The sequence below is a fragment of the Pseudomonas sp. SBT1-2 genome (genome assembly GCF_028640875.1).
Taxonomy (GTDB): Bacteria; Pseudomonadota; Gammaproteobacteria; order Pseudomonadales; family Pseudomonadaceae; genus Aquipseudomonas; species Aquipseudomonas chlororaphis_I.
The window spans coordinates 42,641-66,102 of record NZ_JAQZAA010000062.1; the positions used below are offsets into that span (position 1 = coordinate 42,641).

The 23,462-nt window shown below is 61.9% G+C and carries 23 protein-coding genes; 6 read left to right on the plus strand and 17 right to left on the minus strand.

Annotation, left to right across the window (positions count from 1 at the left end):
- The first annotated feature begins 2 nt into the window (after positions 1 to 2).
- Positions 3 to 869 (plus strand): efflux RND transporter periplasmic adaptor subunit, encoded by an 867-nt coding sequence (locus PVZ78_RS08600; RefSeq protein ID WP_101281841.1) that lies wholly within the window; start codon positions 3 to 5, stop codon positions 867 to 869.
- Positions 870 to 978: 109 nt separating this feature from the next.
- On the opposite strand, the gene PVZ78_RS08605 is transcribed toward PVZ78_RS08600, so the two are convergent.
- From PVZ78_RS08605 to PVZ78_RS08625, 5 genes are all read right to left on the minus strand, one after another.
- Entirely contained in the window at positions 979 to 2,004 is a 1,026-nt protein-coding gene (locus PVZ78_RS08605) for a sel1 repeat family protein (protein WP_232290993.1), read from the minus strand.
- A 276-nt stretch (positions 2,005 to 2,280) separates the two neighbouring features.
- Positions 2,281 to 3,312 carry a sel1 repeat family protein gene (locus tag PVZ78_RS08610; protein WP_273828566.1) on the minus strand — a complete coding sequence of 344 codons (1,032 nt, stop codon included), beginning with the start codon at positions 3,310 to 3,312 and terminating at the stop codon, positions 2,281 to 2,283.
- A 314-nt stretch (positions 3,313 to 3,626) separates the two neighbouring features.
- The gene (locus tag PVZ78_RS08615; protein WP_273828567.1) at positions 3,627 to 4,622 is read right to left on the minus strand and encodes a hypothetical protein; all 996 of its coding nucleotides are present in this window, start codon (positions 4,620 to 4,622) and stop codon (positions 3,627 to 3,629) included.
- Positions 4,623 to 4,860: 238 nt separating this feature from the next.
- Positions 4,861 to 5,685 (minus strand): SDR family oxidoreductase, encoded by an 825-nt coding sequence (locus PVZ78_RS08620; protein WP_124312778.1) that lies wholly within the window; start codon positions 5,683 to 5,685, stop codon positions 4,861 to 4,863.
- 35 nt (positions 5,686 to 5,720) lie between these two features.
- A complete protein-coding gene (locus PVZ78_RS08625; RefSeq protein ID WP_009047073.1) occupies positions 5,721 to 6,185 on the minus strand; it encodes a hypothetical protein in 465 nt (154 codons plus the stop codon).
- Positions 6,186 to 6,401: 216 nt separating this feature from the next.
- On the opposite strand from PVZ78_RS08625, the gene PVZ78_RS08630 reads away from it, so the two are divergent.
- The 5 genes from PVZ78_RS08630 to PVZ78_RS08650 all read left to right on the plus strand — a co-directional run bounded on the left by PVZ78_RS08630 (position 6,402) and on the right by PVZ78_RS08650 (position 9,270).
- Positions 6,402 to 6,809, plus strand: a complete 408-nt coding sequence (locus PVZ78_RS08630) for a PAAR domain-containing protein (RefSeq protein WP_029526655.1) — start codon at positions 6,402 to 6,404, stop codon at positions 6,807 to 6,809.
- A complete protein-coding gene (locus PVZ78_RS08635) occupies positions 6,806 to 7,342 on the plus strand; it encodes a DUF4123 domain-containing protein (protein ID WP_101281846.1) in 537 nt (178 codons plus the stop codon). Before PVZ78_RS08630 ends, PVZ78_RS08635 begins: the two co-directional genes overlap by 4 nt.
- Complete coding sequence (locus tag PVZ78_RS08640; RefSeq protein WP_016703280.1) at positions 7,335 to 7,721, plus strand: hypothetical protein; 387 nt, start codon at positions 7,335 to 7,337, stop codon at positions 7,719 to 7,721. The genes PVZ78_RS08635 and PVZ78_RS08640 overlap by 8 nt, the downstream gene beginning before the upstream one ends.
- A 365-nt stretch (positions 7,722 to 8,086) precedes the next feature.
- Positions 8,087 to 8,542, plus strand: a complete 456-nt coding sequence (locus PVZ78_RS08645) for a Tox-REase-5 domain-containing protein (protein WP_009047077.1) — start codon at positions 8,087 to 8,089, stop codon at positions 8,540 to 8,542.
- 14 nt (positions 8,543 to 8,556) lie between these two features.
- Positions 8,557 to 9,270, plus strand: coding sequence for an Imm52 family immunity protein (locus PVZ78_RS08650; RefSeq protein WP_028681700.1), 714 nt, complete (start codon positions 8,557 to 8,559; stop codon positions 9,268 to 9,270).
- A 117-nt stretch (positions 9,271 to 9,387) separates the two neighbouring features.
- On the opposite strand, the gene PVZ78_RS08655 is transcribed toward PVZ78_RS08650, so the two are convergent.
- From PVZ78_RS08655 to PVZ78_RS08710, 12 genes are all read right to left on the minus strand, one after another.
- Positions 9,388 to 9,783, minus strand: a complete 396-nt coding sequence (locus PVZ78_RS08655) for a hypothetical protein (protein ID WP_038636440.1) — start codon at positions 9,781 to 9,783, stop codon at positions 9,388 to 9,390.
- A gap of 92 nt (positions 9,784 to 9,875) precedes the next feature.
- Positions 9,876 to 10,202, minus strand: coding sequence for a hypothetical protein (locus PVZ78_RS08660; RefSeq protein ID WP_372437841.1), 327 nt, complete (start codon positions 10,200 to 10,202; stop codon positions 9,876 to 9,878).
- Positions 10,203 to 10,255: 53 nt separating this feature from the next.
- Positions 10,256 to 10,648 carry a hypothetical protein gene (locus tag PVZ78_RS08665; RefSeq protein ID WP_016703275.1) on the minus strand — a complete coding sequence of 131 codons (393 nt, stop codon included), beginning with the start codon at positions 10,646 to 10,648 and terminating at the stop codon, positions 10,256 to 10,258.
- On the minus strand, positions 10,645 to 11,604 hold the full coding sequence (locus PVZ78_RS08670) for a hypothetical protein (RefSeq protein ID WP_273828570.1): 960 nt from the start codon (positions 11,602 to 11,604) through the stop codon (positions 10,645 to 10,647). The genes PVZ78_RS08665 and PVZ78_RS08670 overlap by 4 nt, the downstream gene beginning before the upstream one ends.
- A gap of 725 nt (positions 11,605 to 12,329) precedes the next feature.
- The gene (locus tag PVZ78_RS08675; RefSeq protein ID WP_009047083.1) at positions 12,330 to 13,781 is read right to left on the minus strand and encodes a mannose-1-phosphate guanylyltransferase/mannose-6-phosphate isomerase; all 1,452 of its coding nucleotides are present in this window, start codon (positions 13,779 to 13,781) and stop codon (positions 12,330 to 12,332) included.
- 261 nt (positions 13,782 to 14,042) lie between these two features.
- Positions 14,043 to 14,699 (minus strand): alginate O-acetyltransferase AlgF, encoded by a 657-nt coding sequence (locus PVZ78_RS08680; RefSeq protein ID WP_009047084.1) that lies wholly within the window; start codon positions 14,697 to 14,699, stop codon positions 14,043 to 14,045.
- 14 nt (positions 14,700 to 14,713) lie between these two features.
- The gene (locus PVZ78_RS08685) at positions 14,714 to 15,889 is read right to left on the minus strand and encodes an alginate O-acetyltransferase (protein ID WP_009047085.1); all 1,176 of its coding nucleotides are present in this window, start codon (positions 15,887 to 15,889) and stop codon (positions 14,714 to 14,716) included.
- A gap of 11 nt (positions 15,890 to 15,900) precedes the next feature.
- Entirely contained in the window at positions 15,901 to 17,466 is a 1,566-nt protein-coding gene (locus tag PVZ78_RS08690) for an MBOAT family O-acyltransferase (protein WP_009047086.1), read from the minus strand.
- A 237-nt stretch (positions 17,467 to 17,703) separates the two neighbouring features.
- Complete coding sequence (locus PVZ78_RS08695; protein ID WP_273828568.1) at positions 17,704 to 18,828, minus strand: mannuronate-specific alginate lyase; 1,125 nt, start codon at positions 18,826 to 18,828, stop codon at positions 17,704 to 17,706.
- Positions 18,829 to 18,835: 7 nt separating this feature from the next.
- Entirely contained in the window at positions 18,836 to 20,284 is a 1,449-nt protein-coding gene (locus PVZ78_RS08700) for an alginate O-acetyltransferase (protein WP_273828569.1), read from the minus strand.
- A gap of 11 nt (positions 20,285 to 20,295) precedes the next feature.
- Positions 20,296 to 21,900, minus strand: coding sequence for a mannuronan 5-epimerase AlgG (algG, locus tag PVZ78_RS08705; protein ID WP_009047089.1), 1,605 nt, complete (start codon positions 21,898 to 21,900; stop codon positions 20,296 to 20,298).
- A 26-nt stretch (positions 21,901 to 21,926) separates the two neighbouring features.
- A complete protein-coding gene (locus PVZ78_RS08710; RefSeq protein WP_036985282.1) occupies positions 21,927 to 23,408 on the minus strand; it encodes an alginate export family protein in 1,482 nt (493 codons plus the stop codon).
- Positions 23,409 to 23,462 lie beyond the last annotated feature (54 nt).

Consider the following 23,462-nt stretch of genomic DNA (forward strand, 5'->3'; position numbering starts at 1 on the left):
CGATGAAAAAGTTTTTCAGCCTGCTCGCGACCCTGCTGGTGCTGGCCCTGGCCCTGTGGATCGGCCGCACCCTGTGGGTGCATTACATGAACACGCCGTGGACCCGCGACGGCCGGGTGCGCGCCGACATCATCAACGTCGCCGCCGACGTCACCGGGGAAGTGGTGGACGTGCCGGTGCGCGACAACCAGCTGGTGAAAAAGGGCGACCTGCTGATGCAGATCGACCCCGAGCACTACCAGATCGCGGTCAAGCAGGCGCAGTCGCTGGTGGCTTCGAGAAAGGCCACCTGGGAGATGCGCAAGGTCAACGCCCACCGCCGCGCCGACCTGGACAACCTGGTGATCTCCAAGGAAAACCGCGACGACGCCAGCAACATCGCCGACTCGGCCCTGGCCGACTACCAGCAGGCCCAGGCCCAGCTGGAGGCCGCGGAACTCAACCTCAAGCGCACCCAGGTGCGCGCCGCGGTGGACGGCTACGTCACCAACCTCAACGTGCACCGCGGCGATTACGCGCGCATCGGCGAGCCGAAGATGGCGGTGGTCGACATGCATTCGTTCTGGGTCTACGGCTTCTTCGAGGAGACCAAGCTGCCCCATGTGCGCGTCGGCGATAAGGCCGATATGCAGCTGATGAGCGGCGAGGTGCTCAAGGGCCATGTGGAGAGTATTTCCCGCGGCATCTACGACCGCGACAACCCGGAAAGCCGCGAGCTGATCGCCGATGTCAACCCGACCTTCAACTGGGTACGCCTGGCCCAGCGCGTGCCGGTGCGCATCCATATCGATGAAGTGCCGGAAGGCGTGCTGCTGGCTGCGGGGATTACCTGCACCGTGGTGGTGAAGGAGGGCGGGGAGGCGCAGTGATCGGGCCGCTGCCGGGCGTGCCTGCACGGCATCTCTGGCGAGCCGGCTCCCGCGATATCTTGCGGGAGCCGGCGGGCGACCAGACGCTAGCGCGCCGGGGGAACCAGGGTTACTTGTAGCTTTTCTGCATGATCGCCAGGGACTTCTTCGCCGTGGCTTCCAAGCCGTCGTTAACGTGGTTGATGGCGGCCACCAGCTTCGGGTTCTGCAGTACGTCGACGCCGGGGTAACGCTGCTGGGCCAGGCGCGAGACGATGATGTACTGGGTCACCGCGTAATGCAGATCGAACTTGCCGCTGTCCCGGGCCTTGGCGATGGCCGCTTTGACAAAGGCCTGGCGCTCGGCCGTCGTCATGCCCTTGAACAGGTCGGGGATATCGAAATGGATCTCGGCCGAGAAAATGGCCACCTCCTCAGCCCGCGCCTCGTCGTACATCACCTGCTTGCTGGTCACCCGCGCCTTCAGCTCGCTGAAGTGTTGTTCGCCTTCGGCCAGTTGCTCAGGGCTCATCTTGCCTTTCAAGGCATCCAGCTGGCTGGTGTCTTCAGTGTTATCGATAACCTTCAGCCAGGCGTAGGCCTTCACCAGGTCGCCAGACTCTTCGGCGGCGTCGGCCAGGCTCTGCTGCGGTTCCGGGTTGCCATGCAGGGCCGAGCGCTCCAGCCAGCGCACCGCCAGCTGCCGGTCCTGGGGGATGTCCTTGTCGCCGAACCAGTAGGTGGCGTACATGCCGTACTCGGCGCACCAATCGTTCTGCGACGCCGAGTAGGCGATGTAGTTGAAGGACTCGCGGTCGCGCTCGGCCTTGGGTCTGTCCGTTTCCTGATCGGTGCTGGTGGACAGGTAGCAGAAGGCCCGGGTGTAGTTCGGCGCGGCCATGGCGAAGCAGCTCTTGGCGCTCTTGAAGTCCTCGGCCTCGTACAGCTTGTAACCGGCACCGTACAGCACATCGGCGTCCATGGCCGGGTTGCAGTACTCGTTGGCGCTGACCTTGGGCAAGACGCTTTCCAGCGTCAGCTTGGGCAGGGTGTCATTCAGTTCGGGGATTTTCGGCTCGGTCTTTTCCGGAGCCGTGGTGGCGCAGGCCGCCAGCAAGACAGCCAATGCCAGTGGCAGCACGTTGAACAATTTCAATGGATATTCCCTGATCTGCGATTGAATGAAGAGACGCATGGAATGCAGCAGGGACAGGACGGGAGAGGGGGAGCTTGAGCAGTTCCGTGCTTCAGTGTCGACGCCAGCGATTCCATGCTGCTTGAGCGCGGGCGCTCAAGACCGGGGATTCTACTGGGTTTGAGAGGGCGTACAACCGAAACCGCAGCACCTGTTTGGCCACGGCAAAGGGCTCTTGGGCCTTGCGCACGCGACACCTCGGCGGCGCTTCAAAAGAAGTAGCGCCAGCCTCTCAAGCTATTGCTTGCGCTTGGCCAGGATGGTTTTGGCCTTGGCCACGGTCTCTTCCACGCTCAGGTCATCATTGACCAGCAAGGCATGCAGTGCCGGGTCCTGCCACAGGTCCACGGCCGGCCCGGTACTTTGCACAAGGCGGGAAATCAAGGCGTAGGCCACCACTTGGCCTCGCGTGTGGAACTTCGGGTAGAGGTCCAGCATGTCCACCAACTGGGCCACGAAAGCATGCCGTTGCACAGGGGACATGCCCTCGAATACCTCCGGGTGGCTGTAGTACAGATCTCCTGAGCTCAGGGCGATGAGGTCCTTGCGCAGCGCCTGCTCAATATCCTTTTCGGGGGTGAGTTGGCTGAGCAGCCGGGTGTAGTGCTGCTCGCCCTCGGCCATTTGCTGAGGGCTCATTTTGCGCTGCACGGCCTCGATTGTTTTTGCCTCATTCAGGACCCTGGCCCAGGCATAGGCCACCGGGAAATGGTCCTGTTCGCTGCTCCAGCGCACCATGTCCTGTTGCGCGTCCTGGTCGCCGTGCCGAGCGGCGCGCTCAAGCCAGCCCATGGCCAATTCCTTGTTCGGTGGCTGGCCCAGCTTGCCAACGCTGTAGATGTCGTACAGGCCTGCTTCCGCGCAGGATTCATTGTGCTTGGCGGCGTAGGCGATGTAGTTGAAGGCTTCGCTTTTGTCATAGTTGTTTTGCCTGGCGCCGACAATCTTGCCCAGGATGCACAAGCTCGTGGTGTAGCAGGGGGCGGCCATGATCAGGCAACTGCGGGCCATTTTTATTTCCTTGCTCGCCAGCAAGGTACGGCCTGCGCCATACAGTACCTCGTCCTCATCGATCAGTCGGATGCCGAGGCCGAGCAGCAATTCGCTGTCCATCTCCGGCGTGCAGTACGGGTTGGCCTCGACCTTGGGCAGGATCTGCTCGAGGCTCAGATCCGGCAGGGAATTATTGAGTTTTTCGTCCGGCGACGAGGCATCGCAGCCCAGCAGCAGAGTGAAGATGGCCAAGGGCAGCAGGCTACGACATTTCAATGGAGAGTCCCTGAGGTTCACTGGTAAAGGGAGGACGCCAAGAGGGCATGAGCAGGGGCGGGGTGCAGCCGCTCCGTGCTTGAGGTGCCGCTTCCCTGCGATTGGAGTGCGGGCATTCTACGGGCATCGGCGCGGCATACAACGGTGTCATGCGCGTGATGGCCGGCGTTGAATGCTCAGAGCCTGGCGCTTAATCCGAAACGCTTCATCAGCTGGGTGAACAACCTGACCCCGCCCCCTTGTAGGAGCTGGCACCTACAAGACGGCGGCCATGTATAAGGCCCCTGTAGGCGCGGCCGGCGGTGTTCCCGCTGTTACAGGGCGGCCTGGCCGAGGATCACGTCGGCCTTCTTTACCGCCTCACTCACTTGCAGCTCGGTATCGCTGAGCAGCTCGACAATCTGCGGGTTCTGCAGTACATCGACGCCGGCCTGCTTCAACTGGGCCTGCCGCGCGATGATCACATAGGCGTAAAGCTGGCCACGGGTGCTGAACTCGGGACGGGCGCTCACCGTGGCCACGGCCTGCTCCATGAGCGCATGACGCTCGGCCACCGACAGGCCCTTGAAGGTCTCGGGGTATTCCATATGGATGTTCGCCGAGTACACCGCGATGTTCTCCTCGCGGGCCTCTTTGCGCACGGCGTCCTTGCTGGTGACGATCTTGCCCAGTTGCTCGAAGCCTTGTTCGCCTTCGCTGAGTTGCTGCGGGTTCATCCGTTGTTTCAGGGCGTCGATCTGTGCCTGGTCATCGAGGACCTTGGCCCAGCGGTAGGCCAGCGGCAGATTGCCTTTGTTGCTATGCAGGCGTACCAGGGTCTGTTGCGCATCCGCATCGCCGTGACGCGCGGAGCGTTCCAGCCAGCGCAGGCCCAGGTCGATGTCCGGAGTCTGCCCGCGCATGCCGTAGGTGAAGTTCTGGAACATGCCGAACTCGGCGCAGGCGTCATTCTTCACTGCGGAATAGGCCATGTAGCCGAAGGCTTCGCGGTCGCGCTCGGCGCTGTCCTTGCTGCTGTCCTGTTCCGCGATGCTCGCCAGGTAGCACAGGGCCCGGTCGTGGGTGGGCGCGGCCATGATCAGGCAACTGCGGGCTTGCTCGGGTTTGTCGTCGTTGTACAGCTGGTAGCCGATGCCATACAGCAGATCGCTGTCCAGCTTGGGGTTGCAGTACTCGTTGGCGACGGCTTGCGGCAACAGCTCCTTGAGACTGAGCTGGGGCAGGGTGGCGTTCAGCTCCTCGTCTGGCGACGGCGCGCAGCCGATCAATACAGTGGCCAAGGCCAGCGGCAGCAGGTGTTGAGGTTTCAATGGATATTCCCTGATCGACGATTGAATGGCGGCGAGCATGGAAGAAGGGGAGTTTCAGCGGTGCGCCAGCGATCCATGCGGCCTGATCGAGGCCCTGGAGGCCTCGAGTGCGCGCATTCTACTGGGATTGGGGATGGGCACAACCTGAACCGCGGTGTCTGTGATACTGGCTACTAAAAGACGTTTTCTGGAACCTGTGGAAACGGCCGGGCGACATTTCGCTACCGGTGATCGACCGTCACAGCTTTGCACCCAGGCCAAAACGCTTCATCAGCACCTTGTCCAGCAAGCCTCTGGGCAACAGGCTGGCCATCAAGGGCAATGCGCGGCTGCCATTACCAATCCGAACCAGACGCGCAGGCTTGTCCTGCTGCACCGCCTTGAGCAGCCTGGCGGCAAATTCGTTGGCGGGTGTCGGGTGGTCCTGTGAGGCCCGGGCCCGTGCGCGGATGCCTTCGCGCAGCGGCCACCAGGGCGATTGTTCGGTGAGCAGTTGCTCGGCTTGATGCCCGGCATTCTTGGCGAAGCTCGAGGCGATGGCGCCGGGCTGGACCTCCATCACGCGGATGTCGAACGGCGCCAGCTCCATGCGCAACGCATCGCTCAAGGCATGCACCGCCGCCTTGGAGGCGCAGTAGGCACCGGCAAAAGGCGTGACCAGGACGCCCGACACGCTGCCGATATTCACCACCAGCCCGCGGCTGCGGCGCAGCACTGGAAACATCGCCCGGGTCACGCCGACCAGGGCGAACACATTGGTTTCGAACTGCCGCTGCATGGCCTCGACACCGCCATCCAGCAGCGGGCCCATGGCGCCGTAGCCGGCGTTGTTGATCAGCAGGTCGAGGCCGCCGTGTTGCTGGTTGATGCGCTCGCCCAGGGCGGTGAGCGCCGGCCCATCGTTGACGTCCAGTTGCACCGCGTTGAAACCCGCGGCTTGCAGCATGGCCACGTCTTCGGCCCTGCGGGCGGTGGGCAGGACGGTGAAGCCGGCGGCCTTGAAAGTATCCGCCAGGGCGCGGCCGATGCCGCTGGAACAACCGGTGATCAGCGCAACGGGCATGGCGCGGTCCTTGTGCAAAAAGAGGGAAGGGGGAATCAGTCGGAGAAACTACCCTGCAAGCGCTCGGCGCGAAACTCCAGGGTTTGCGGGCGATAGCCGGGACGCAGCGGTGGCAGGGGCAGGCAGTCTTCCCAATTGGCGCCGGCCTGCAACTCGCCGGGGCCGCGATAACGCGGGGCGCTGTACTGGTTGTCGGCCAGGTTTACCGTGTCGCCCGGCGCATAGGCGGCGACGCGCCAGCGCAGTTCGGTCAGCGGCACATCGTTGCCGTTGTTCATCTTCAACAGCAGCGGGCGATCCGCCGGGCAATGCTCGGGGGCATAGCTGATGCGCAATTCCAGGCGCGCCAGTTGCTGGGCTTCGCGGTTATCCATCCAGACCACCCACACCGCCACCAGGCCCAGGCCGACAGCGGCGGCCATGGACACCGGCAAGGCCTTGGCGGGGTAGCGGACCAGCAGGATCAGCCAGGTGATAACCAGCAGAACGCCGATGAACATGAGGTGAACCTCGGGGGAAATAGTGCAGCCATCCTACCTAAGCGTAGGTGGGATTGACCAACCCTGATCCCGGGACTGAGCCCCCTGGTGACTTATCGGGGGGAGGAGACCGGGATCGCTGTTGTTCGGAAAAACTTTGAAAAGGATTGTTGATTGTATGTTTTTTGAGCATTCGGCAGAGTCGGTTTTCTCGCCAGTTTCGATAGGGAAGTTGAAATGTCTGGGAAACCTGCCGCGCGCGTTGGAGATCCAACCGTCTGTCCTTTGCCTGGCCACGGTACCAATCCGATTACCAGTGGCTCGCCTGATGTCCTCTTTGATCACCTGCCCGTCGCACGGGAAGGTGACCCGACGGCTTGCGGTTCAGCATTGAACGCCAATGTCATTCCCAACGTACTGATCAACGGAAAGCCGGTCGCTGTCCTGGGTTCCCTGGGCAGTCACGGCAATGTGATTGTGGGTGGTTCGGGGACGATCATCATCGGCAACAGTGGCGGCGGTGCGGCGTCTTCCGCAGTAGCCGCATTCCCCTCCGTGCCCGGATTATGTTTGAAGTGCCTGCTGCTGGCCGCTCAGCGCAATCAGACCTTTGTACCGCTGGAAGCCCTGGGGAGCAGCGCATGAGGCGTGTCGGCTCCTTGTTCTGGCGGCTCTCGGAGCCCTCCGGGTCATCGTCCAGACTGCTTGCCCTTATCGATGGTGCCCGCTATCTGACGTTGAACAAACGCCTTGAAGAGGCGGACGACAGCATCCGTTTTCACTGGCTCCTGAGCGCTGGCGCACTGGATGAAATTCGCCATGCCGGCCCGGTACTGGTTGAGTTTCCTGACTCCAGGAGCGGTTTGCGCGGGGCATTCGGCAATTGGCTGGTTACACGAGACCAGCAGGCACCGATGGTTTCCTGGCTTTGGAGTGATCAGCCGTTCGAAACCCTGCGCGACTATCACCAGGACCTGTTGTTCAGCCAAATGCCGGATGGGCGTCGAGCACTGTTTCGTTACTACAGTCCTGAGGTCAGGCGTGCGCTGGACAAGGTGATATCACCCTCCCAGATCCAGCAGCTCATGCGTCATGTCCAGGACTGGCTGGTCTGGCAACCCCTGCAAGGTTGCTATCTCAGCTACGGCGTCGAGCAAGTGGGGGAGCAACATGCTTGAGTTGAGTGCCGAACAGCTTTCACAACTGGATGACATTCGTCAGAACGAAGTATTTGAGCGGCTGTTACTGGAAGTACAGCAAGAGAACCCTGAGTGGTTGTCCAGAAAGGGGCTGATGCCGGCTTTGCAGATGTTGAAAGACCTGCGTGAGCGTGCGTGGGGTTTTGGCATCAGGGAGCCCGAGTCCGTCGAGCATTTTCTGCGGCATGGATTGACCTTTACCGACTTTGACAAGCAGCCGGCCTTTATCGAGTTCATGAACAGGCCTGTAGCGGATAGCCCCGAGCGGCGGTTCGAGGATTACGAGGATATCGTGGTGTTCAGGATGAACATGCAGCACTGGCGGGACATGCAAGCCGTCGGGGAGATTCGACCATGAGTGGATTGGGGATTCTGCCAAGCACAGGGCCCATGGCTCTACGCATGACGCCTCGCTTGGGGCCACGTTTACCATTCGAGATTCCAACCCCGACTCCCAGGCTGCCGATGCCCCCTCCACGGCCAATGCCGATGCCGACGCCCAGGCCCACTCAGCCACTGCCGGCGCCCCGGCCAATCCCGCAGCCCGTCCCTTTGCCGCAGACGCAACCCCAGGCAAAACCCAGGGTGGATGCGCCTCCGACGACCGCTGAACGGACTCGGGAAGCCGAGCGCGACTGCAAGGCCAAGCGGGACAAGGACTGTGTGAAATGCCCCCCCGAGCAGGGGACCATGACGATACCCAATAACGGCAAAGGTCATAGTATGTCCGCCCAGTCCGCGCTCTATCAGGCGTGGGTGACTGCTTTCCCGACGCCCTACGAGTGGTGGTGGAACAACACCTGGTGGGATGGTTTCGACAAACCGCGTTGCACCTTGCTGGAAGCCAAGGCCAATTATGCGTTCATGTTCATTCCGCTTATCGGGCTGCCGCGCCCCTGGGCCAATGTGGAGAAAACCCTGATTACCCCGGCCGAGATACATTCCCTGAAAGCCCGGCCCAGCCCACCGGTTTCGGTGGAATGGCATTTCCTGCAAAGGGTGGTCTATGAGTATTGTGCCGAACAGTACGCAGAGAAGGGGCTTACCAACCTGACCGCCTACTGGAACCCGATGCCGGGCACCAAGGATCATGATGAGTACATCAAGCAACGTGCAAAAGAGCAGAAAGAGTGGGATGAGTACCGCCGTGAAAATCCCGACCGTGTTTTTGAAGCCTGACTGAGGACGAGCGCTTGTTCAGAAAATTTTCATTCGTTCTGCGTTTCGACAAACAGAAGATCTCCGCGGTCCCGCATGAGGAGCAGCTGGAAAGAGCCGAGCGCTTTTTCCAGGGCCTTGGCGAGATTCATCCTCTGTTGCAGGACTGGTATCTGCAGGCCGGTTCCAGGGAGGAGTCGCTGCGCAAGCGGATCAATGACGACTTCGAGTACCTGCGTGAAGAAGCGCGGAGCAACCATAACGACGACTTCCCCACGAAGTTGCAGTTTTCCGTGTGGAATGGCCTGGATGATCCCCTCAAGGGTGGGTTGGCCTTTCATTACAACGCCCACGACCTGGACTCAGTCGCCAGCATGCGCTTCGAAGATGGCGGGGCGCTTGTGGCAGCCATTCCCGATGTGAGACCGATAGTGATCAGGGTGATTCAGTTGGCCGTTGAACTGTGGCCTGAACTTGACTGGTGTGTGCTGGCGCCAAAAGACCACTATTTGCGCACCAAGGTGTTCAAGGACCGGCAGACCGTCGGCTGGGTCGGGTTTTGTCCACACGTGTTGCGGGCCGGGGATTTTCCGAGCGCCGACCAGCTCATCGACATTCCAAAACGCGGCACGCTGATCGTGAGTTGTCCACAGGTGATGGATGAGGGCAAACGGGCTGATGTCCAGCGAGTGGCGGAGATCGATATCAAGCTGGTGGAGCTGGGGTATTTGCCACTGTTCATGAACTAGGTCGGTGGGCCTCGCCAGGGCACAAAAGAATCCCCCGTCCAGCCGGCTGCGGATAGGAACCACAGCCAGCTGGAAGGTGCTGTGACAGTGCTACTGCATCCGTACCCGCGCGCCACGTCAGTGCTTAGTCAGTTTCAACAGCGTATACATGATCGAACCCCAGACCAGAAGCACGACATCCATCCAGTTTCTGATGGTCAGCAGGCGCTGGAGATGGGGAGGGAAATTGTCTACGTCTTCCGAGGAAAGAAAGCCTCTGCGAACCGCAGGGCCGGGCCAAAGCATCGATCCTCGAACGGCTGCCAGCATTAGAAAATGCGTGAACCATCCCTCGTGAGGAAGGCTGTCGGTCCAGCGATAAAAGTGCTGGCTTCTCCGTAGGGCTTCCAGCATCTCTTTCAGGTATCGCCGGCTTAGGTAGTAGCTGAAGGAGAGGTTTGTCACGGCCAGCAACAATGGACATAACAAAAGGATGAAGGCGAGCCAGGAATGCCAGAATTGTTGCCCTGTCATGGCGATGTCTGTTCGCAAAGATCTTGTGCATGCATAAAAGCTTTCCATGGATAGTTGGGAAGGTGCACTGGTCAGTGGTTGCAGATGAATGACTAAAGCTTTATCAGCAGGTACACAAATGTGCCCCACACGACAATCACGCCATCGAGCACGTTCTGTGTTTTTAAAAGGCGCTTGTACTGCGGTGGGAAGTTGCGCACATCGTCTGGGGAAATTATCCCCCTGCGTATTCCCGGCCCAGGCCAGAACATCATGCCCCTGAGTTTTGCGAACATCAGATAGCGAGGATGCCATCCCTGATGAGGCAGGTAGGTTGCCCAGCCTGCGAAATAGTTACTCCCCTTTAGCGCACCCAGCATCCCGTCGAGGTAGCGTCGACTCATGTAGTAGCTGAAGAGGAGACTGATGAGGGCAAGCAAAAGCAAGCCTCCAGTCAGAATAAGGGCGATTAGCGGAGGGAGCGTATGCATCGTCAGCCCGTCAACTTCAGCAACGCATACATGATTGCGGACCAGACGAAAAGAATACCGTCCAATCTGTTCTGTATGCTCAGAAGGCGTTTGAGTCGGGGGGGGAAGTTGTGTACATCCTCCGGTGAAAGTAGTCCTTTACGTAGTCCTGGACCGGGGCAGAGCATCATTCCTCTTACGCGGCCAAACATCAGAAAGTGTTCGAACCATCCCAAATATTGAAGCCTGTCAGTCCATCGATGGAAATAGCGGCTCCGCTGAAAGGCCTCGAGCATTTCCCGCAAGTAGCGCTGGCTGAGGTAGTAGCTGAATGCAAGGCTTGTGGCGGCTAACAGAATCGGACCTAGCAAAAGCGCAAAGGCGAGCCAGGAGTGCCAGAACTGTTCTGTCATCATGGGAGTGTTCTCTCGTAAAGAATTTCACCCATTTTTTCTCCATATGCGCCAAGAGTATCTGACCCAAGCCATGCTCCAGTGCCTATCAGAATGGCACCGCAGATCACTCCTCCTACCCCGCCGAATGCAGCACAGACAAATGTACTCCCTACATATCCGGCGTTCGCCCCTAGGTTTCCTCCGAATGCAGATCCCGCAAACTTCCCCGTCTCAGTAAACATCACCTTCCTGCAACTCTCATCACCCGACCCCGCCTGACAAACCTCCTGAATCCTCAACGCCGACGACACCCCGCCAATCGCAATGCCGATGTATCCACCCGTCTGCATGTACTTCGCCGCGCGGCTGACGGCGTTCACGTGGGTGGCGTATCCCGGGATCTGGCCGGGGGCGCCGGCTTTGTTCCAGTGGTGTACCAGGCTGCGGCTGGAGAGGCCGAGGGCGGTTTTCAGTTTGGGGTGGTCGCCCAGGGGCGTGTAGCCGCGCAGGCGGGTGGAGGTCAGCAGTTGTGCGTCCAACTGCGCCAGCAGGCGCCGGCGGCGGGCGAGGAAATCGGGGGATCTGAGGTGGCCGTGTTGGCGGTAGCTGTCCTGATGCAGGCGTTCCATGTCTTGCAAGGTCTCGCGTAGTTTGTCCAGGTGTTTACCCATCACCGAGGTGCCGATGCCCAGCCAGGTCGAGGCCTGGCTGGTGAAGCTGGCGATCTCGGCCTGATGGCGAACCATGAAGTCGGCGGCTTCGGGTGTCAGGGGGGCGAGAGCGATCTTAACCTGCTCGGCGGCGAGCATGAGTTGCGCTTCCTCGTAGGTGCAGGCGTGGTTGGCCGGATCGCTGAGTACGATCAGGCTGCCGGCTTTGACCGTATCGCCAAGGCCTGGATTGAGGGCCAGGTATTTGGCCAGGACGCCGGGTGAGGGGCTGTCGAACAGGTGGCGCTGCAACTCGCTCAGCGGCATGCTCCGGGGCACGATGTAGAAGCCGGGAGCGACAGGTGTAGAGGGCTGGACCTGTGAGGGTTTCGCAGGAGCGTCTAGGCCTTGAGGCGTGGTCAGTATCGAGGTGTTCTTTATCCGTGCACCCGGCAGCGGAGGATTCGGGTTGGCAGGGCGCAGCACGCGAGGCATCGGGGTCGGTTCGCCACGGGAATCGGTGGTGTATTTGTTGCCGGAGGGTTGCTCAGCCATCGGTCTTTGTCCCGTGGCTGTGGCAGGCACCATGGTCGGTGCAGGCAGCACTTTCGGTTGCCTTTTCTTGCGTGTGTATCCGCTGCCCCATCGCTGTTTTCGCTGTGTGTCTTTACCTCCCGAAACCCTAATGAGCTGCATGGATGAAGTCGTTGAGAGCTATCTGAAACGCCCGGCGGCGCTTTCTAAATGTCTCGTAGGAATGGCTGAACGCCTATCCCTGTAGCCGCTGCCGAGCCCTGGCGAGGCTGCGATCGACCGCGCAGCGGGCGCAGGGTCTTGAGATCGCTGGAGGACCTTCGGTCCTATCGCAGCCTCGCCAGGGCTCGGCAGCGGCTACAGGGATGTGAGCATTCGAGAGGCGCGCGGGCATAAAAAAGCCCCCGCCCAACCGCCTGCGGATAGGGGACGCAGTCGGTCGGACGGGGGGCAAGGACTTGCTGACAACGACTCCCTGCTTTTACTTGCAGCTTGCCGCTTGAAGCTTGTCGCTGTGGTTACTGGGCGATGGTTTTCACCGCGACGCCGCGTTCCACCGGAGTGGAGCGGCCGTAGATGTCTTCGAAGCGTTCGATGTCGTCTTCGCCCAGGTAGCTGCCCGATTGCACTTCGATGATCTCCAGCGGGATCTTGCCCGGGTTACGCAGGCGGTGCACCGAGGCGATCGGGATGTAGGTGGACTGGTTTTCGGTGAGCAGGAACACGTTTTCGTCGCAGGTGACTTCGGCGGTGCCGCTGACCACGATCCAGTGTTCGGCGCGGTGGTGGTGCATCTGCAGAGACAGGCACGCGCCCGGCTTGACCGAGATGTGCTTGACCTGGAAGCGCCCGCCCATGTCCACCGAGTCGTAGGAGCCCCACGGACGGTAGACCTCGCAGTGGTTCTGGGTTTCGCTGCGGCCCTGTTCGTTGAGGGTGTTGACCATCTGCTTCACGCCTTGGACCTTGTCCTTGTGGGCGATCATCATGGCGTCCTTGGTTTCGACGACCACGATGTTTTCCAGGCCGATCACCGACACCAGCTTGCCGTTGCCGTGGATCATGCAGTTGCGGCTGTCCTGGATCACCACGTCGCCCTTGCTGACGTTGCCGTTGACGTCCTTTTCATGCACGTCCCACAGCGACGACCAGCAGCCCACGTCGCTCCAGCCGGCGCTCAGCGGCACCACGCAGGCGCGCTGGGTCTTTTCCATCACCGCGTAGTCGATGGAGTTGTCCGGGCAGCAGGCGAAGGTGGCCGGGTCGACGTCCACGGTGTCGGCGTCCTGGGCACTGCGTTCCAGGGTCAGCAGGCAGGTGTCGTAGATGTCCGGGTCGTGCTTTTTCAGCTCTTCGAGGAAGCGGCTGGCGCGGAACAGGAACATGCCGCTGTTCCAGAAGTAGCCGCCGGCCTCGACGAACTCGGCGGCGCGCTTGACGTCGGGTTTCTCGACGAAGTGCGAGACGCGGCTCACGCCTTCCGGCAGCAGCGCATCGTTGGTCGACTTGATGTAGCCATAACCGGTTTCCGGCTTGGTCGCCGGCACGCCGAACAGCACCATCTCGCCACGCTCGGCGGCCACGGTGGCCAGGGCCAGGGCGCGTTGCAGGGCTTTCTGGTCTTCCAGCACGTGGTCGGCCGGCAGCACCAGCATCAGCTCGTCACGACCTTCGTTGACCAGCATCATCGCGGTCAGGGCCACCGCCGGCGCGGTGTTGCGGCCGAACGGCTCCATCAGGATGCGCTGGGCTTCGAGTTTGCGCGCCGCCAGCTGCTCGTTGACGATGAAGCGGTGGTCCTTGTTGCAGACCACGATCGGCGTGTCCATGCCTTCGAACACCAGGCGCTCGAGGGTTTGCTGGAACAGTGTGTGTTCGCCGGTCAGGGCGAGGAACTGTTTAGGGAATTGCTTACGCGAAAGCGGCCAAAGACGTGAGCCACTACCACCTGACAAGATCACCGGAATCATGTTGTTACTCCTTCAAAAATCGTTTGGGTTAGAGCTACTGCGTTCTGTCGTTTCACTCTCTTGTTTTTGTTGCTTGCCGGGCGGTGTATGCCGATCCCTGTAGCCGCTGCCGTCAGGCTGCGAACGATCGCGAAGCGGTCGTGACTCAGGCGCTACGGTCTTGCTGAAAGACCGCGTGAGCCGTTTTCACGATTGCTGCGCAACCGATCGCAGGCTTCGCCAGCGGCTACAGAAATGGCCTTCACCTGCCCGATCGATCCATCAGCGGGTCGAGACCGGGCGCTTGACCCAGACTGGCGACAGGCTGCTGCCATTGCCGGTGACGTAGAGCACCGCGGCTTCGCCGCGCTCCAGGGCGACCGGCTTGAGGTCGCTGACTTTTTTCTCGCCTTCGTACAGCGCGAAGCTGACTTTCACCGGGTTGATTTCACGTTCGCCACGGCCCTTGGCGGCCACCGACTGGACCACGTCGGTCTTGCCATCGGCGGTCTTCAGGGTCAGGGCCTTGTCGCTCAGGTTCTGCACCCGGACCAGGGACTTCTGCTTGTTCTTGAACGGCGGTTCTTCGATCAGCTGCGGCTGGCCGCTGGCGTTGTTGACCAGGGTGTAATAGTGGTCGGCGGCGAGTTTCACCGGCAGGCTCTGGCTGCCGACCTTGGCGGTGTAGTCGCCGCCGGGCATGAAGCTGAAGTCACTGCTGGCCAGCGGCGCGACGTCGCTGACATTGGTGCTGCCGACGGTGGCGCTGACTTCCTGGTTGCTGGCGTTGTAGATGCGCACGAAGGACGAGCCCTTGGGCGCGGTCGGGCCGTACAGCGCGGCGTCGCCACCGGCGAAGGCGGGCAGGGACAGGACGCTCATGCCGGCAGCTAGTGTGATTGCCTTGGCGAGACGACGCGGAGTGATAGTGAAAGTCATGGTGTACCTCTCTTTCAGTTTTGCGCCCGATCGGGCGTCTCGGATTTGTTGAGTGCAGCTACGTTCTGTTGGCGGGCGCCGGCTTGTTTGAGCTCTGCGACCCACTGCGGGTCGGCGTCGCCGATATCGTTATTGACCGGCAGATATCGTTCGGGGAACTCCCAGATCAGCACCTGGGGCGGGCTGTTCTTGAAGGCATCGCTTTTCAGGTAGCTGAGCATCGGCAACACCGGGCCGTGGCCGTCTTCGGCGTAGCTGACCACGTCGCTGTGCAGGGCCTGCTTGAGCGCGCCGACGAAGTTCCAGTTCGGGTTGGCGCTGTAGCTGGTGCCCACCAGGGCCACCGGCACTTCGTTGTCGGCGAACAGCGCGTCGTCGGCGGCCGGCTGATCGTCGGCGGCGCGGGTCACGCGTTTCTGCAGCGGCTCCTTGGCCGGCATCAGGTTTTCGAACAGCGGGTCCAGGGGCAGGAACAGGCGCAGGTCGCCCTTGTGCACCACGGTCTGCTCGGCTTCGGTGACGAAGCGTTGCGGCTGGCCCATCAGCGGTGCCTTGTCGGCAATCGCCTTGGCCAACTGGTTGGCGGCGACTTCGGCGCCGGCCGGGGTCCAGTGGGTGTCGGTGCGCAGGAACACTTGCTGGCCGTTCTGCTTGGCCTGTTGCAACGGGCCCAGCAGGTCGGGGGCGAGGATCTTGTCGGCCGCCACCCGGGCGTGGAAGTCCTGGTAGAGGTTGGCGTGGATGCTGGCCGGCTGGACGTCGCCCAGGTGTTCCGGGTACAGGCGCACCTTGGCCGGCACGATCGCCATCACCAGTTTCACGCCTTTCTCTTTCAGGGCCTGGCGCACGCCTTCGACCAGCGCGTAGTTGCCTTGCAGGTTGAGTTCTTCGTTGACGATCGGGTGGAACTCTTCATCGCTGTACAGCCACTGGTCGCGGCCGAGCACCACGCCCGGACGACCTTCGTTGAACAGCTTGAAGTCCAGGGCCGCCCATAGGTTGGTGCCCAGGCGCTTGATCGGGAACTCGTCGTCGTAGTGGGTTTCCACAGCCTTGGCCCAGCGACCGTTGAGCACAGTGGCGTCGTTGTTGGTGCTGAAGCCGAAGAAGCTGCGCACCGACCACAGGCCCAGGACCATCAGGGTCACCAGGAACAGGGCAATGTAGAAGACGCGTAATGAGCGGGTCATGGTCAGATCCCTCAGAACTGGAAGTAAAGGAACGGCGAGAAGCTTTGCGCCGAGAGTTTGAGAATCGAGGCGATGAACAGCAGCAGCACCAGGGCGCGCATCACGTAACGCGGCCAGTCGGCGACCCAGTAGGCCGGCTGGACCTGGGCTTCGACGCCCACGGTGTAGCCCGGCTGGTGGATGCTGTCCGGCTTGTCCCCCGGTACGGCCTTGATCAGGCCAGGCTGGGCGGTGGCCGGACCGTCGGCCTCGGTGTTGATTTCAGGCTTGCTCTTGACCGGTGTCGGGTTGCGATACAGGTCACGCAGGCCGAAGAACGCCAGGGTGGCGTAGGCCACGACCAGGGTCGCCACTTGCAGGCCGGTGAGGCTGGCGCGGTTGAGTTCCGACAGCGACCAGTCGCCGAAGCTGAACATGGCGCCGTACATGCGACCGGCGACGTGCAGGTTCTCGGCGCGGAAGATCACCCAGCCCATCACCACCAGCAGGAAGGTCAGCGCCCAGCGGATCGGATTCAGCGTGCGTGGCGTGGTGTTGATGCCCAGCGCCTTCTCGATCGCCAGCCACATGCCGTGCCAGGCGCCCCAGACCACGTAGGTGATGTTCGCGCCGTGCCACAGGCCACCGAGCAGCATGGTCAGGAACAGGTTGCGATAGGTCATCAGCGTGCCTTTGCGGTTGCCGCCCAGGGTGATGTACAGGTAGTCGCGCAGCCAGGTGGACAGGCTGATGTGCCAGCGCCGCCAGAACTCGGTGATCGACTGGCTGATGTAGGGCTGCTTGAAGTTTTCCATGAAGCGGAAACCCATCATCAGACCCAGGCCGATGGCCATGTCGCTGTAGCCGGAGAAGTCAAAGTACAGCTGCGCGGTGTAGGCCAGGGCGCCCAGCCAGGCGTCGCCCGTGGTCGGGTTCTGCAGGGCGAAGCAATGGTCGGCGACCACCGCCAGGGTGTCGGCGATGAACACTTTCTTGATGAAGCCCTGCATGAAGCGCGTGCAGCCTTCGGAGAACTTGTCCAGGGTGTGGGTGCGGTTGTTGAACTGGTCGGCCAGGTCGCGAAAACGCAGCACGGGGCCGGCGATCAGGTGCGGGAAGATCGCCACGAACGCCGCGAAGTCGATCAGGTTGCGGGTCGCCGGGGTGTCGCCGCGATAGACGTCGATGATGTAGCTGATGGACTCGAAGATGTAGAACGAGATACCGATCGGCAACAGCACGTGGGTCAGGATGAACGGCTCCAGACCCATGGAGGTCATGATCGCGTTAATGCTGTCCACGCCGAAGTTGGCGTACTTGAAGTAGCCGAGGATGCACAGGTCCACCGCCACGCCGAGCAGCAGCCAGCGCTGGGCCGGCTTGGTCCTGACTCCGGCGGCGCCGACTTTCAGGCCGATCCAGTAGTTCCACAGGGTGACGCCGGCGAACAGCGCCAGGAAGTCCACCCGCCACCAGGCATAGAACACGTAGCTGGCGATCAGCAGCAGCAGGTTGCGATAGCGTTGCCCGCTCAGGTAGTACAAGCCGAGAAAGATCGGCAAGAACAGGAACAGGAACACATTGGATGAGAAAACCATCCCGATCTCTCCATGTTTGACCAACAGTAAAGGGCCGGAGCCCCCCCCAAACCCCCCCGTGAAAAACCGGGGAGGCGTATTGCATTCATCACATGCCTTGGCTGCGGCTATGAGTCTTGCGTGTCCTGTAGGAGCGAGCTTGCTCGCGAAAAAACTCAACGATGACGCGGTGTCGGTTGAATCGCCGCTTTGCGGCTATCGCGAGCAAGCTCGCTCCTACAGGGTTTTGCGTGTTTCTTACGAACCCTTGTTGCCCTTCTCATGCGAGGGGTCGTAGACCTTGGTCAGGTCGCCGCCCAGGCGGAAGGTCTTGAACGGTTGCATCTTGTGCTTGCGTTTGAGCACATCCGGGGCGCAGGTGTAGAGGCTGCAGAAGGGTTCGAGCCAGGCGAATTTCGAGTCGACCTTGAGGTCGGTCATGTCCTGTTCCTTGCCGTTCTTCTCTGCGAATTCGTCCGGATCCTTCACCCCGGCCAGCACCCGCTCGCCCAGGCGTTTCAGCGCGCCGTTGTTTTCCTGGCGCAGGTCGACACCGTTGACCTGGGCGAAGCTGGCGATCATCGCCAGCGGCGGCAGGGCGTAGTTGTGATAGGCCAGGGCGCGTTGCTGGCGCTTGAGTTCGTTGGGCAGGAAACCGTCGGCATCGACCTGGTTGGCGCCGACCTTGTATTCCTTCACGGCCCAGTCGAACAGGTCGCGGCGGTTGGTCGCCACGGCGGTGGCCATCACCGACCAGGCGGCCCAGTACGAGTGGTTGTTGGTCTTGTCCAGCGGCAGGTTGTCCCAGTCGCTGACCACCTGGTCGGCCATCTTGCTGAACCAGGCCTCGATCTGTTGCGCTTGCTGCTGGTGGGTAGCCAGCGGATGGGAGTCGGAGAACTTCAGGCGCAGGTAGGCCGAAGCCATGCTGCCCAGGGCCCATTTGCGCATGGACTTGCCGGTGTGGTTGAAGTCCTTGGACATCAACGCATCGGCCTGGGCCCAGGCGCTCAGCCAGCTGAGGGTGCAGTCCAGTTGTTCCGGACGGCCGTCGCGCATGAACTGCATGACCCGCTTGCTGGTGCCGCGCTCGATCTTGGTGATGTCGGCGGTGCTGTCGCGAAAGGCCTTTTCCGATTGTTCGTTGAGGGTCGCGCGGGCCTTGTCCGAACCTTCGTACTTGCTGCGAAATTGCAGCGAGCCGGTGTAAGGCGCGGGCATGGTGTCGCAGCCTTCGCTGTGGTCGCCGCTCTTGAATTTATCCACCGGCGCGTAATACCCCTGGGGCGGACGCAGTGGGGCCGCGGCCTGGGTGGCGCCGGCGAACAGCGCCAGGCTCAACAGGCTCGGGGCCAATAACTGTTTCAGCGTTTTGCTTTGCATAGGAACCTCATTGCCCGATTTGCGCGGTGCGTTGACCGGCGTCCGGGAATACGTTGCGTTTGCAAATTTTCGCTTCGACTTTTTGCGCCGCGGCGCCCGCTTCCGGACCCTGGACTTCGACCGCCAGCAGGTTCTGCGAGGCCCAGTCTTCGTCGGTGCGCAGTTCAAAGGCGAAACGCCCGTCGGTGTCGGATGTTTCCGGTTTTTCGATCTTGATGTCCTCGTGGCGCCCGTTCATGTACCAGAGGGTGGCTTGCAGGGTTTTCACCGAGGGGTCGGCGAAGCGGATATCGACCTGGTGGCTGCTGTTGCGCAGGTCCATGTTCTTGCTGTTGACCATCAGCTCGTTCTTGCCGGGCTTGAGGGTGGCGCTGGCGCTCATTTGCGCCGGCTTGCCTTCGCAGCCGTTGTCGAGCAGGGCCATCATCTGCCGATAGATGGTTTCCTGGTCCAGGCGGTACAGCGGCGAGAATTCCCAGATCAGGATCTTCGGTGGCTTGGTCTGGAATTCCTCGCTGCCCAGGTACTGCAGCATGGAGCCTTCGAAGCCGCCGCCGGGGAAGGCGACGTTGAGAATGTCGGCGCCGATTTCTTCCTGCAGGAAGCCGGCGAAGTTGTAGTTCTTGCCGCTGTGGCTGGTGCCCACCAGGGTGATCTCCGGGTTGCCGGAATCGCCGAACAGGTCGCCGTCGCCGGCTTCACCCTTGGGTTCGGTGGTGAACTGGTCCATGTACTGGATCGCGTAGCTGGTGCCGCAGAGCTGGCCGGCCATGTTGTGCAGGGTGCCGGTCTTGCCCATGCGTCCGGACTTGTGGGTCTCGAACTCACGCTTGGGAATGTCGGCGAAGGCCGGCAGCTGCTTGATCTTCTGCGCCACGATCTTCGCCGTGCGCTGGGCGCCGTACGGGGTCCAGTGCTGGTCGCCGCGGAAGTAGAAATCGTGGGCCGGCAGGGTCTCCGGCAGTTGCTCGTTGGTCAGTGGCGACAGGTCCGGCACCACGTAGCCCATCTGGGCGAAACGGCCGAGCATGCCCTGGTAGTTTTTCAGCGCCTTGTCGTAGTCGAAGCTGGCCTTCTCCTGCGGGTTGAGCTTGTTGCGGTTCACCAGGCCACGGGTCGGCTGGTAGACCAGCACCAGCTCCACGCCCTTGCTCTTGAAGGCGTCGTGCAGCTGTTGCAGGCGGCGATAACCTTCCGGCGTGGTGTTGAACTCGGTGCGCAGGTCTTCCTGGGTGCGGAACAGCCAGTCGCCCTGGGCTTGCACCAGGGTGGTGAAGTTCTGCTGGTAGCGGGTGGTGTAGTTCTTCGCGTCGTGGGCCGCCGGGCACAGGTTGCAGCACGGCTCGGCGGTGAACTTCGGTGCCTGGGTTTCGTCGGCGCGGGCGCTGTTGCCGGCGGCGAGAATGCCCGCGGTCAATGCCGAGAGGCTCAAGAGTTTGATCAGGTGTGGGCGCATGACAGTCATCCTCAATCGCGCATTTCGGTCTGGCGTTCGACAGGGTCGATCAGCACGGCTTTCTGCTGGCGCACCAGCAGGTCAAGAATTTCGTCCTGGCGCTCGCCGAGGATCCCCGAGAAGCTGATGCCGCTGCTCTTGGTCGGGGCGAGCATGGACACGCGGTACAGCTCGACGCTCAACGGCGAGTCGATGGACATCGGGCCGCTGCCGTTGGCCGCCAGCTCGCCACCGACCACGATCAGCGACACCTGGGCGTCGAACGGGTCGAGCTTGATGTCGCGGTCGGTATCGGAGAGGTCCTTGATGTGGCCGTAGACGCCGGTCAGGCCGTTGGCCATGGCGACGTTTTCGTACAGGCGGATGTTCACGCTGTTGCGAATGCGGATGCCGTGGCGCCGGTTGCTGATCACCCTGTTGCCCCACAGCAGGTTGTCGGCACTCTCGTAGAGGGTGATGCCGTCGGTGTGGTTGCGGTAGATCTCGTTGTCGGCGATCAGGTTGTTCACGCTGTTACGGTCGATCACCAGGCCCGAGAGCTTGTTGTCGTAGCTGCGGTTGTTGAAGATGAAGCTGTCGTTCACTTCCCGGGAAATGATGATCCCGTGCTTCTTCTTGGTCCCGTAGACGGTGTTGTCGGCGATGATCAGCCGGTGCGAACGGTCGTGGGGGTCGATGCCGTAGACGATGTTGTCCTTGTAGGTATTGCCCTTGACCACGAAGTCGCGGGTCTCGTAGCAGTAGAAGCCGTACCACATGTCCGAGAACTCCGAGCCGATGATCCAGCCGGTGGGTTCGGGGCGCTTGAGCACCTTGGCCATGTTCGGCGTGTACTGGGAAATACTCACGCCGTAGGACTTACTGTTGGCGTAGCCGAAGCTGGCCATCTTGCTGTTGACGATGTAGGTCTCGGTACCGCCCCAGGCCAGCAGGAACGGACGGAATTCCTTGGGCGAGTTGAAGGTCGCCGGGCCGTTGTCCTTCTCGCGCCAGCCGGTGACCTTGGTGTCGCGCACGAACAGCTGGCCGTCGTTGACCAGGAACGAGCCGCCTTCCTGGGACAGGCGCAGTTCCTGGGTCTGCTGGTCGATTTCCAGGATGCCCTTGCGCCCGACCACGATCGGCAGCCGCGCCAGGTACACGCCCGGCGAGGTTTCGCTGATGTACTGCTTGGGCAGCTTCTTCACCAGCTCCTTGAGGTTGACGTAACCGTCGTCGATGAAGATCGCCTGGGGGATGCCGTGCTGGCGCACCACCCATTCGGCCATCTTGTTGTCACCGCCGATAAAGTCCTTCAGCGCATCTTCCTGCATCATGCGGCGCACGCTGATCTTGCCGGGCTTGCTGCGCACGATCTTCGCCGCTGCCGCTTCGGCGGTGTAGCCGGAGAGGTCGGGCAAGGTCGGCTTGGCCAGGTTCAGCGGCGCGGTGGGCGCGCTGCTGACGGTGTAGGTCTTGGCCTGTTGCAGCTCCTTGGCCACGGTCGGCTGCTTGCCGGGCGTGGCGGCCGGGGCCGGTTCGACGTTGGCGAAGGCGGCGCTGCTGGCCAGCAGCATGGCGCCGGCCAACAGGCTGATCGAGCCTCGCACCGCTGGGCTGTTCATCGGGCTGTTCATCTCAGGCACTCCCTTGGCGACTCGCATCAGAAGCGCCAGATCACGTCGACAAAGGCGCGGTGCATGTACGAGTCGACGTTCTTGCCATAGGCATCGCCCGGCTTGAACACACCGCCACGAAAGCGCACCAGCGCCGAAGGCTCGTCGATCGACTGGCTGAGCGCGGCCGGCAGCAGGCCTTGCTTGAAGTACTTGGTGACCACCAGGTCCACTTCCTGGCCGAGGTCTTTCTCGCCATCGCGCAGCGGCAGGGACGAGCTGGAGAGCAGGGCGCCGGTGGCGTCGTCGTAGTTGTTTTCCACGGCGTTGATACCGTTGCTGCCCACCGGCTTGTTGCCGTCCACGCGCCAGAACTTGTGGTAGATCAGGCTGGCGTCATATTCGTCGGCGAGCATCCAGGAACCGAACAGGGTGGCGGTCTGCATGTTGTTCATTTCGCCGCGGAAGGCTTCGCCGAAACGGTGCACCCGCGAGCGGGTCCCGGTGTAGTTCGAGCGGTTGCTTTCCAGGCCGTTCTGTTCGTAGTCGCCGCTGGCGCGGGCGTAGGCCGCGCCGACCTGCCATTTCGGGTCCAGGCGCAGGCGCACGCCGAGGTCGGTGGCCCAGCCGTCGAGGTTCTCGCCGCTCTTGGCCTGGGCCGGGCGGGTGCCGTCGGCGTTCAGCGCGTTGACCTTGTCGCGGTCACCGCTCATGCCGGTGATGCTCGCCCAGTAGTTGACGGTGTTGGTGTTGCGCCAGTTGTAGGCGTCGCTGTTGGCTTCCAGGCCGAGCCAGGTCAGGTCGCCGTTCTGGCGCTTGTCCAGGGAGTCGGTGGCTTCGCCCGGTACCGGGTAGTCGAGCTTGCCGTCGTCATGGCTGTGGTGGGCGCGGACGCCGGCCCAATGCCCCGGGGTCCACTGGTAGGCCACATCGCCATAGACGTGCAGGCGATCCTTGTCTTCCGGCGCCAGCTCCTTGAGGTCGGTACGGTACTCGCTGAAACGTTCGGCGATGCCGACGTTGGCGCGCAGCAGGGTGGTGTCGAAGGTCCAGTTCAGGGCTTCGATGTTGGTGTCGCGCCATTGGCCGTCGTCGTTGCGCAGGCGCTGGCGACCGAACTTCAACTGCTCGCCCGGGTAGGGGGTGAGGCCGCTGTAGCCGATCCAGAACTCGCGCATCGCCAGGTAGTTCTTCTTGCTCTTGCGATCGCTGTTGTTGCTGCTTTCGGTGCTGGCGCCGTCGGACTGCTGCAGGGTGTCGGTCTCGATGATGTCGGTGGAGGTCACCGCCTGGCCCATGGCGTAGGCGCTCCAGTTACCGCTTTCGCCGTACACCCAGGGACGCAGGTCGAGGCCGACGCCGTTGACGTCGCCGCCGCCCAGGGTGCCGAGGTCACGGTCGTCTTCGGACTGGCCGGTGATCTTCACTTCCAGGCCGAAGTTCTTGCTCTCGGTGATGGCCGCGAGCGTCGGGTTGGACCAGACCAGGGCAAAACCCAGGGCCACACCCAGCTTCGACAGGCTGAACAGTTTTCCCGTAGCCGCTGCCGCAGGCTGCGATCGGCTGCGCAGCAACGGATCTCG

What these genes read in the sequence shown, in the direction of transcription:
- PVZ78_RS08625 (WP_009047073.1), bottom strand. Translation starts at nt 6,185, where the DNA reads ATGTTCATCGGCGTTCTGCTGGTTATCACCTGGCTGATCCTGCTGGTC.
- PVZ78_RS08600 (WP_101281841.1), top strand. Translation starts at nt 3, where the DNA reads ATGAAAAAGTTTTTCAGCCTGCTCGCGACCCTGCTGGTGCTGGCCCTG.
- PVZ78_RS08695 (WP_273828568.1), bottom strand. Translation starts at nt 18,828, where the DNA reads ATGCAAAGCAAAACGCTGAAACAGTTATTGGCCCCGAGCCTGTTGAGC.
- PVZ78_RS08685 (WP_009047085.1), bottom strand. Translation starts at nt 15,889, where the DNA reads ATGACCCGCTCATTACGCGTCTTCTACATTGCCCTGTTCCTGGTGACC.
- PVZ78_RS08665 (WP_016703275.1), bottom strand. Translation starts at nt 10,648, where the DNA reads ATGATGACAGAACAGTTCTGGCACTCCTGGCTCGCCTTTGCGCTTTTG.
- algG (WP_009047089.1), bottom strand. Translation starts at nt 21,900, where the DNA reads ATGAACAGCCCGATGAACAGCCCAGCGGTGCGAGGCTCGATCAGCCTG.
- PVZ78_RS08690 (WP_009047086.1), bottom strand. Translation starts at nt 17,466, where the DNA reads ATGGTTTTCTCATCCAATGTGTTCCTGTTCCTGTTCTTGCCGATCTTT.
- PVZ78_RS08700 (WP_273828569.1), bottom strand. Translation starts at nt 20,284, where the DNA reads ATGCGCCCACACCTGATCAAACTCTTGAGCCTCTCGGCATTGACCGCG.
- PVZ78_RS08630 (WP_029526655.1), top strand. Translation starts at nt 6,402, where the DNA reads ATGTCTGGGAAACCTGCCGCGCGCGTTGGAGATCCAACCGTCTGTCCT.
- PVZ78_RS08645 (WP_009047077.1), top strand. Translation starts at nt 8,087, where the DNA reads ATGTCCGCCCAGTCCGCGCTCTATCAGGCGTGGGTGACTGCTTTCCCG.
- PVZ78_RS08635 (WP_101281846.1), top strand. Translation starts at nt 6,806, where the DNA reads ATGAGGCGTGTCGGCTCCTTGTTCTGGCGGCTCTCGGAGCCCTCCGGG.
- PVZ78_RS08670 (WP_273828570.1), bottom strand. Translation starts at nt 11,604, where the DNA reads ATGCCGCTGAGCGAGTTGCAGCGCCACCTGTTCGACAGCCCCTCACCC.
- PVZ78_RS08675 (WP_009047083.1), bottom strand. Translation starts at nt 13,781, where the DNA reads ATGATTCCGGTGATCTTGTCAGGTGGTAGTGGCTCACGTCTTTGGCCG.
- PVZ78_RS08680 (WP_009047084.1), bottom strand. Translation starts at nt 14,699, where the DNA reads ATGACTTTCACTATCACTCCGCGTCGTCTCGCCAAGGCAATCACACTA.
- PVZ78_RS08640 (WP_016703280.1), top strand. Translation starts at nt 7,335, where the DNA reads ATGCTTGAGTTGAGTGCCGAACAGCTTTCACAACTGGATGACATTCGT.
- PVZ78_RS08655 (WP_038636440.1), bottom strand. Translation starts at nt 9,783, where the DNA reads ATGACAGGGCAACAATTCTGGCATTCCTGGCTCGCCTTCATCCTTTTG.
- PVZ78_RS08620 (WP_124312778.1), bottom strand. Translation starts at nt 5,685, where the DNA reads ATGCCCGTTGCGCTGATCACCGGTTGTTCCAGCGGCATCGGCCGCGCC.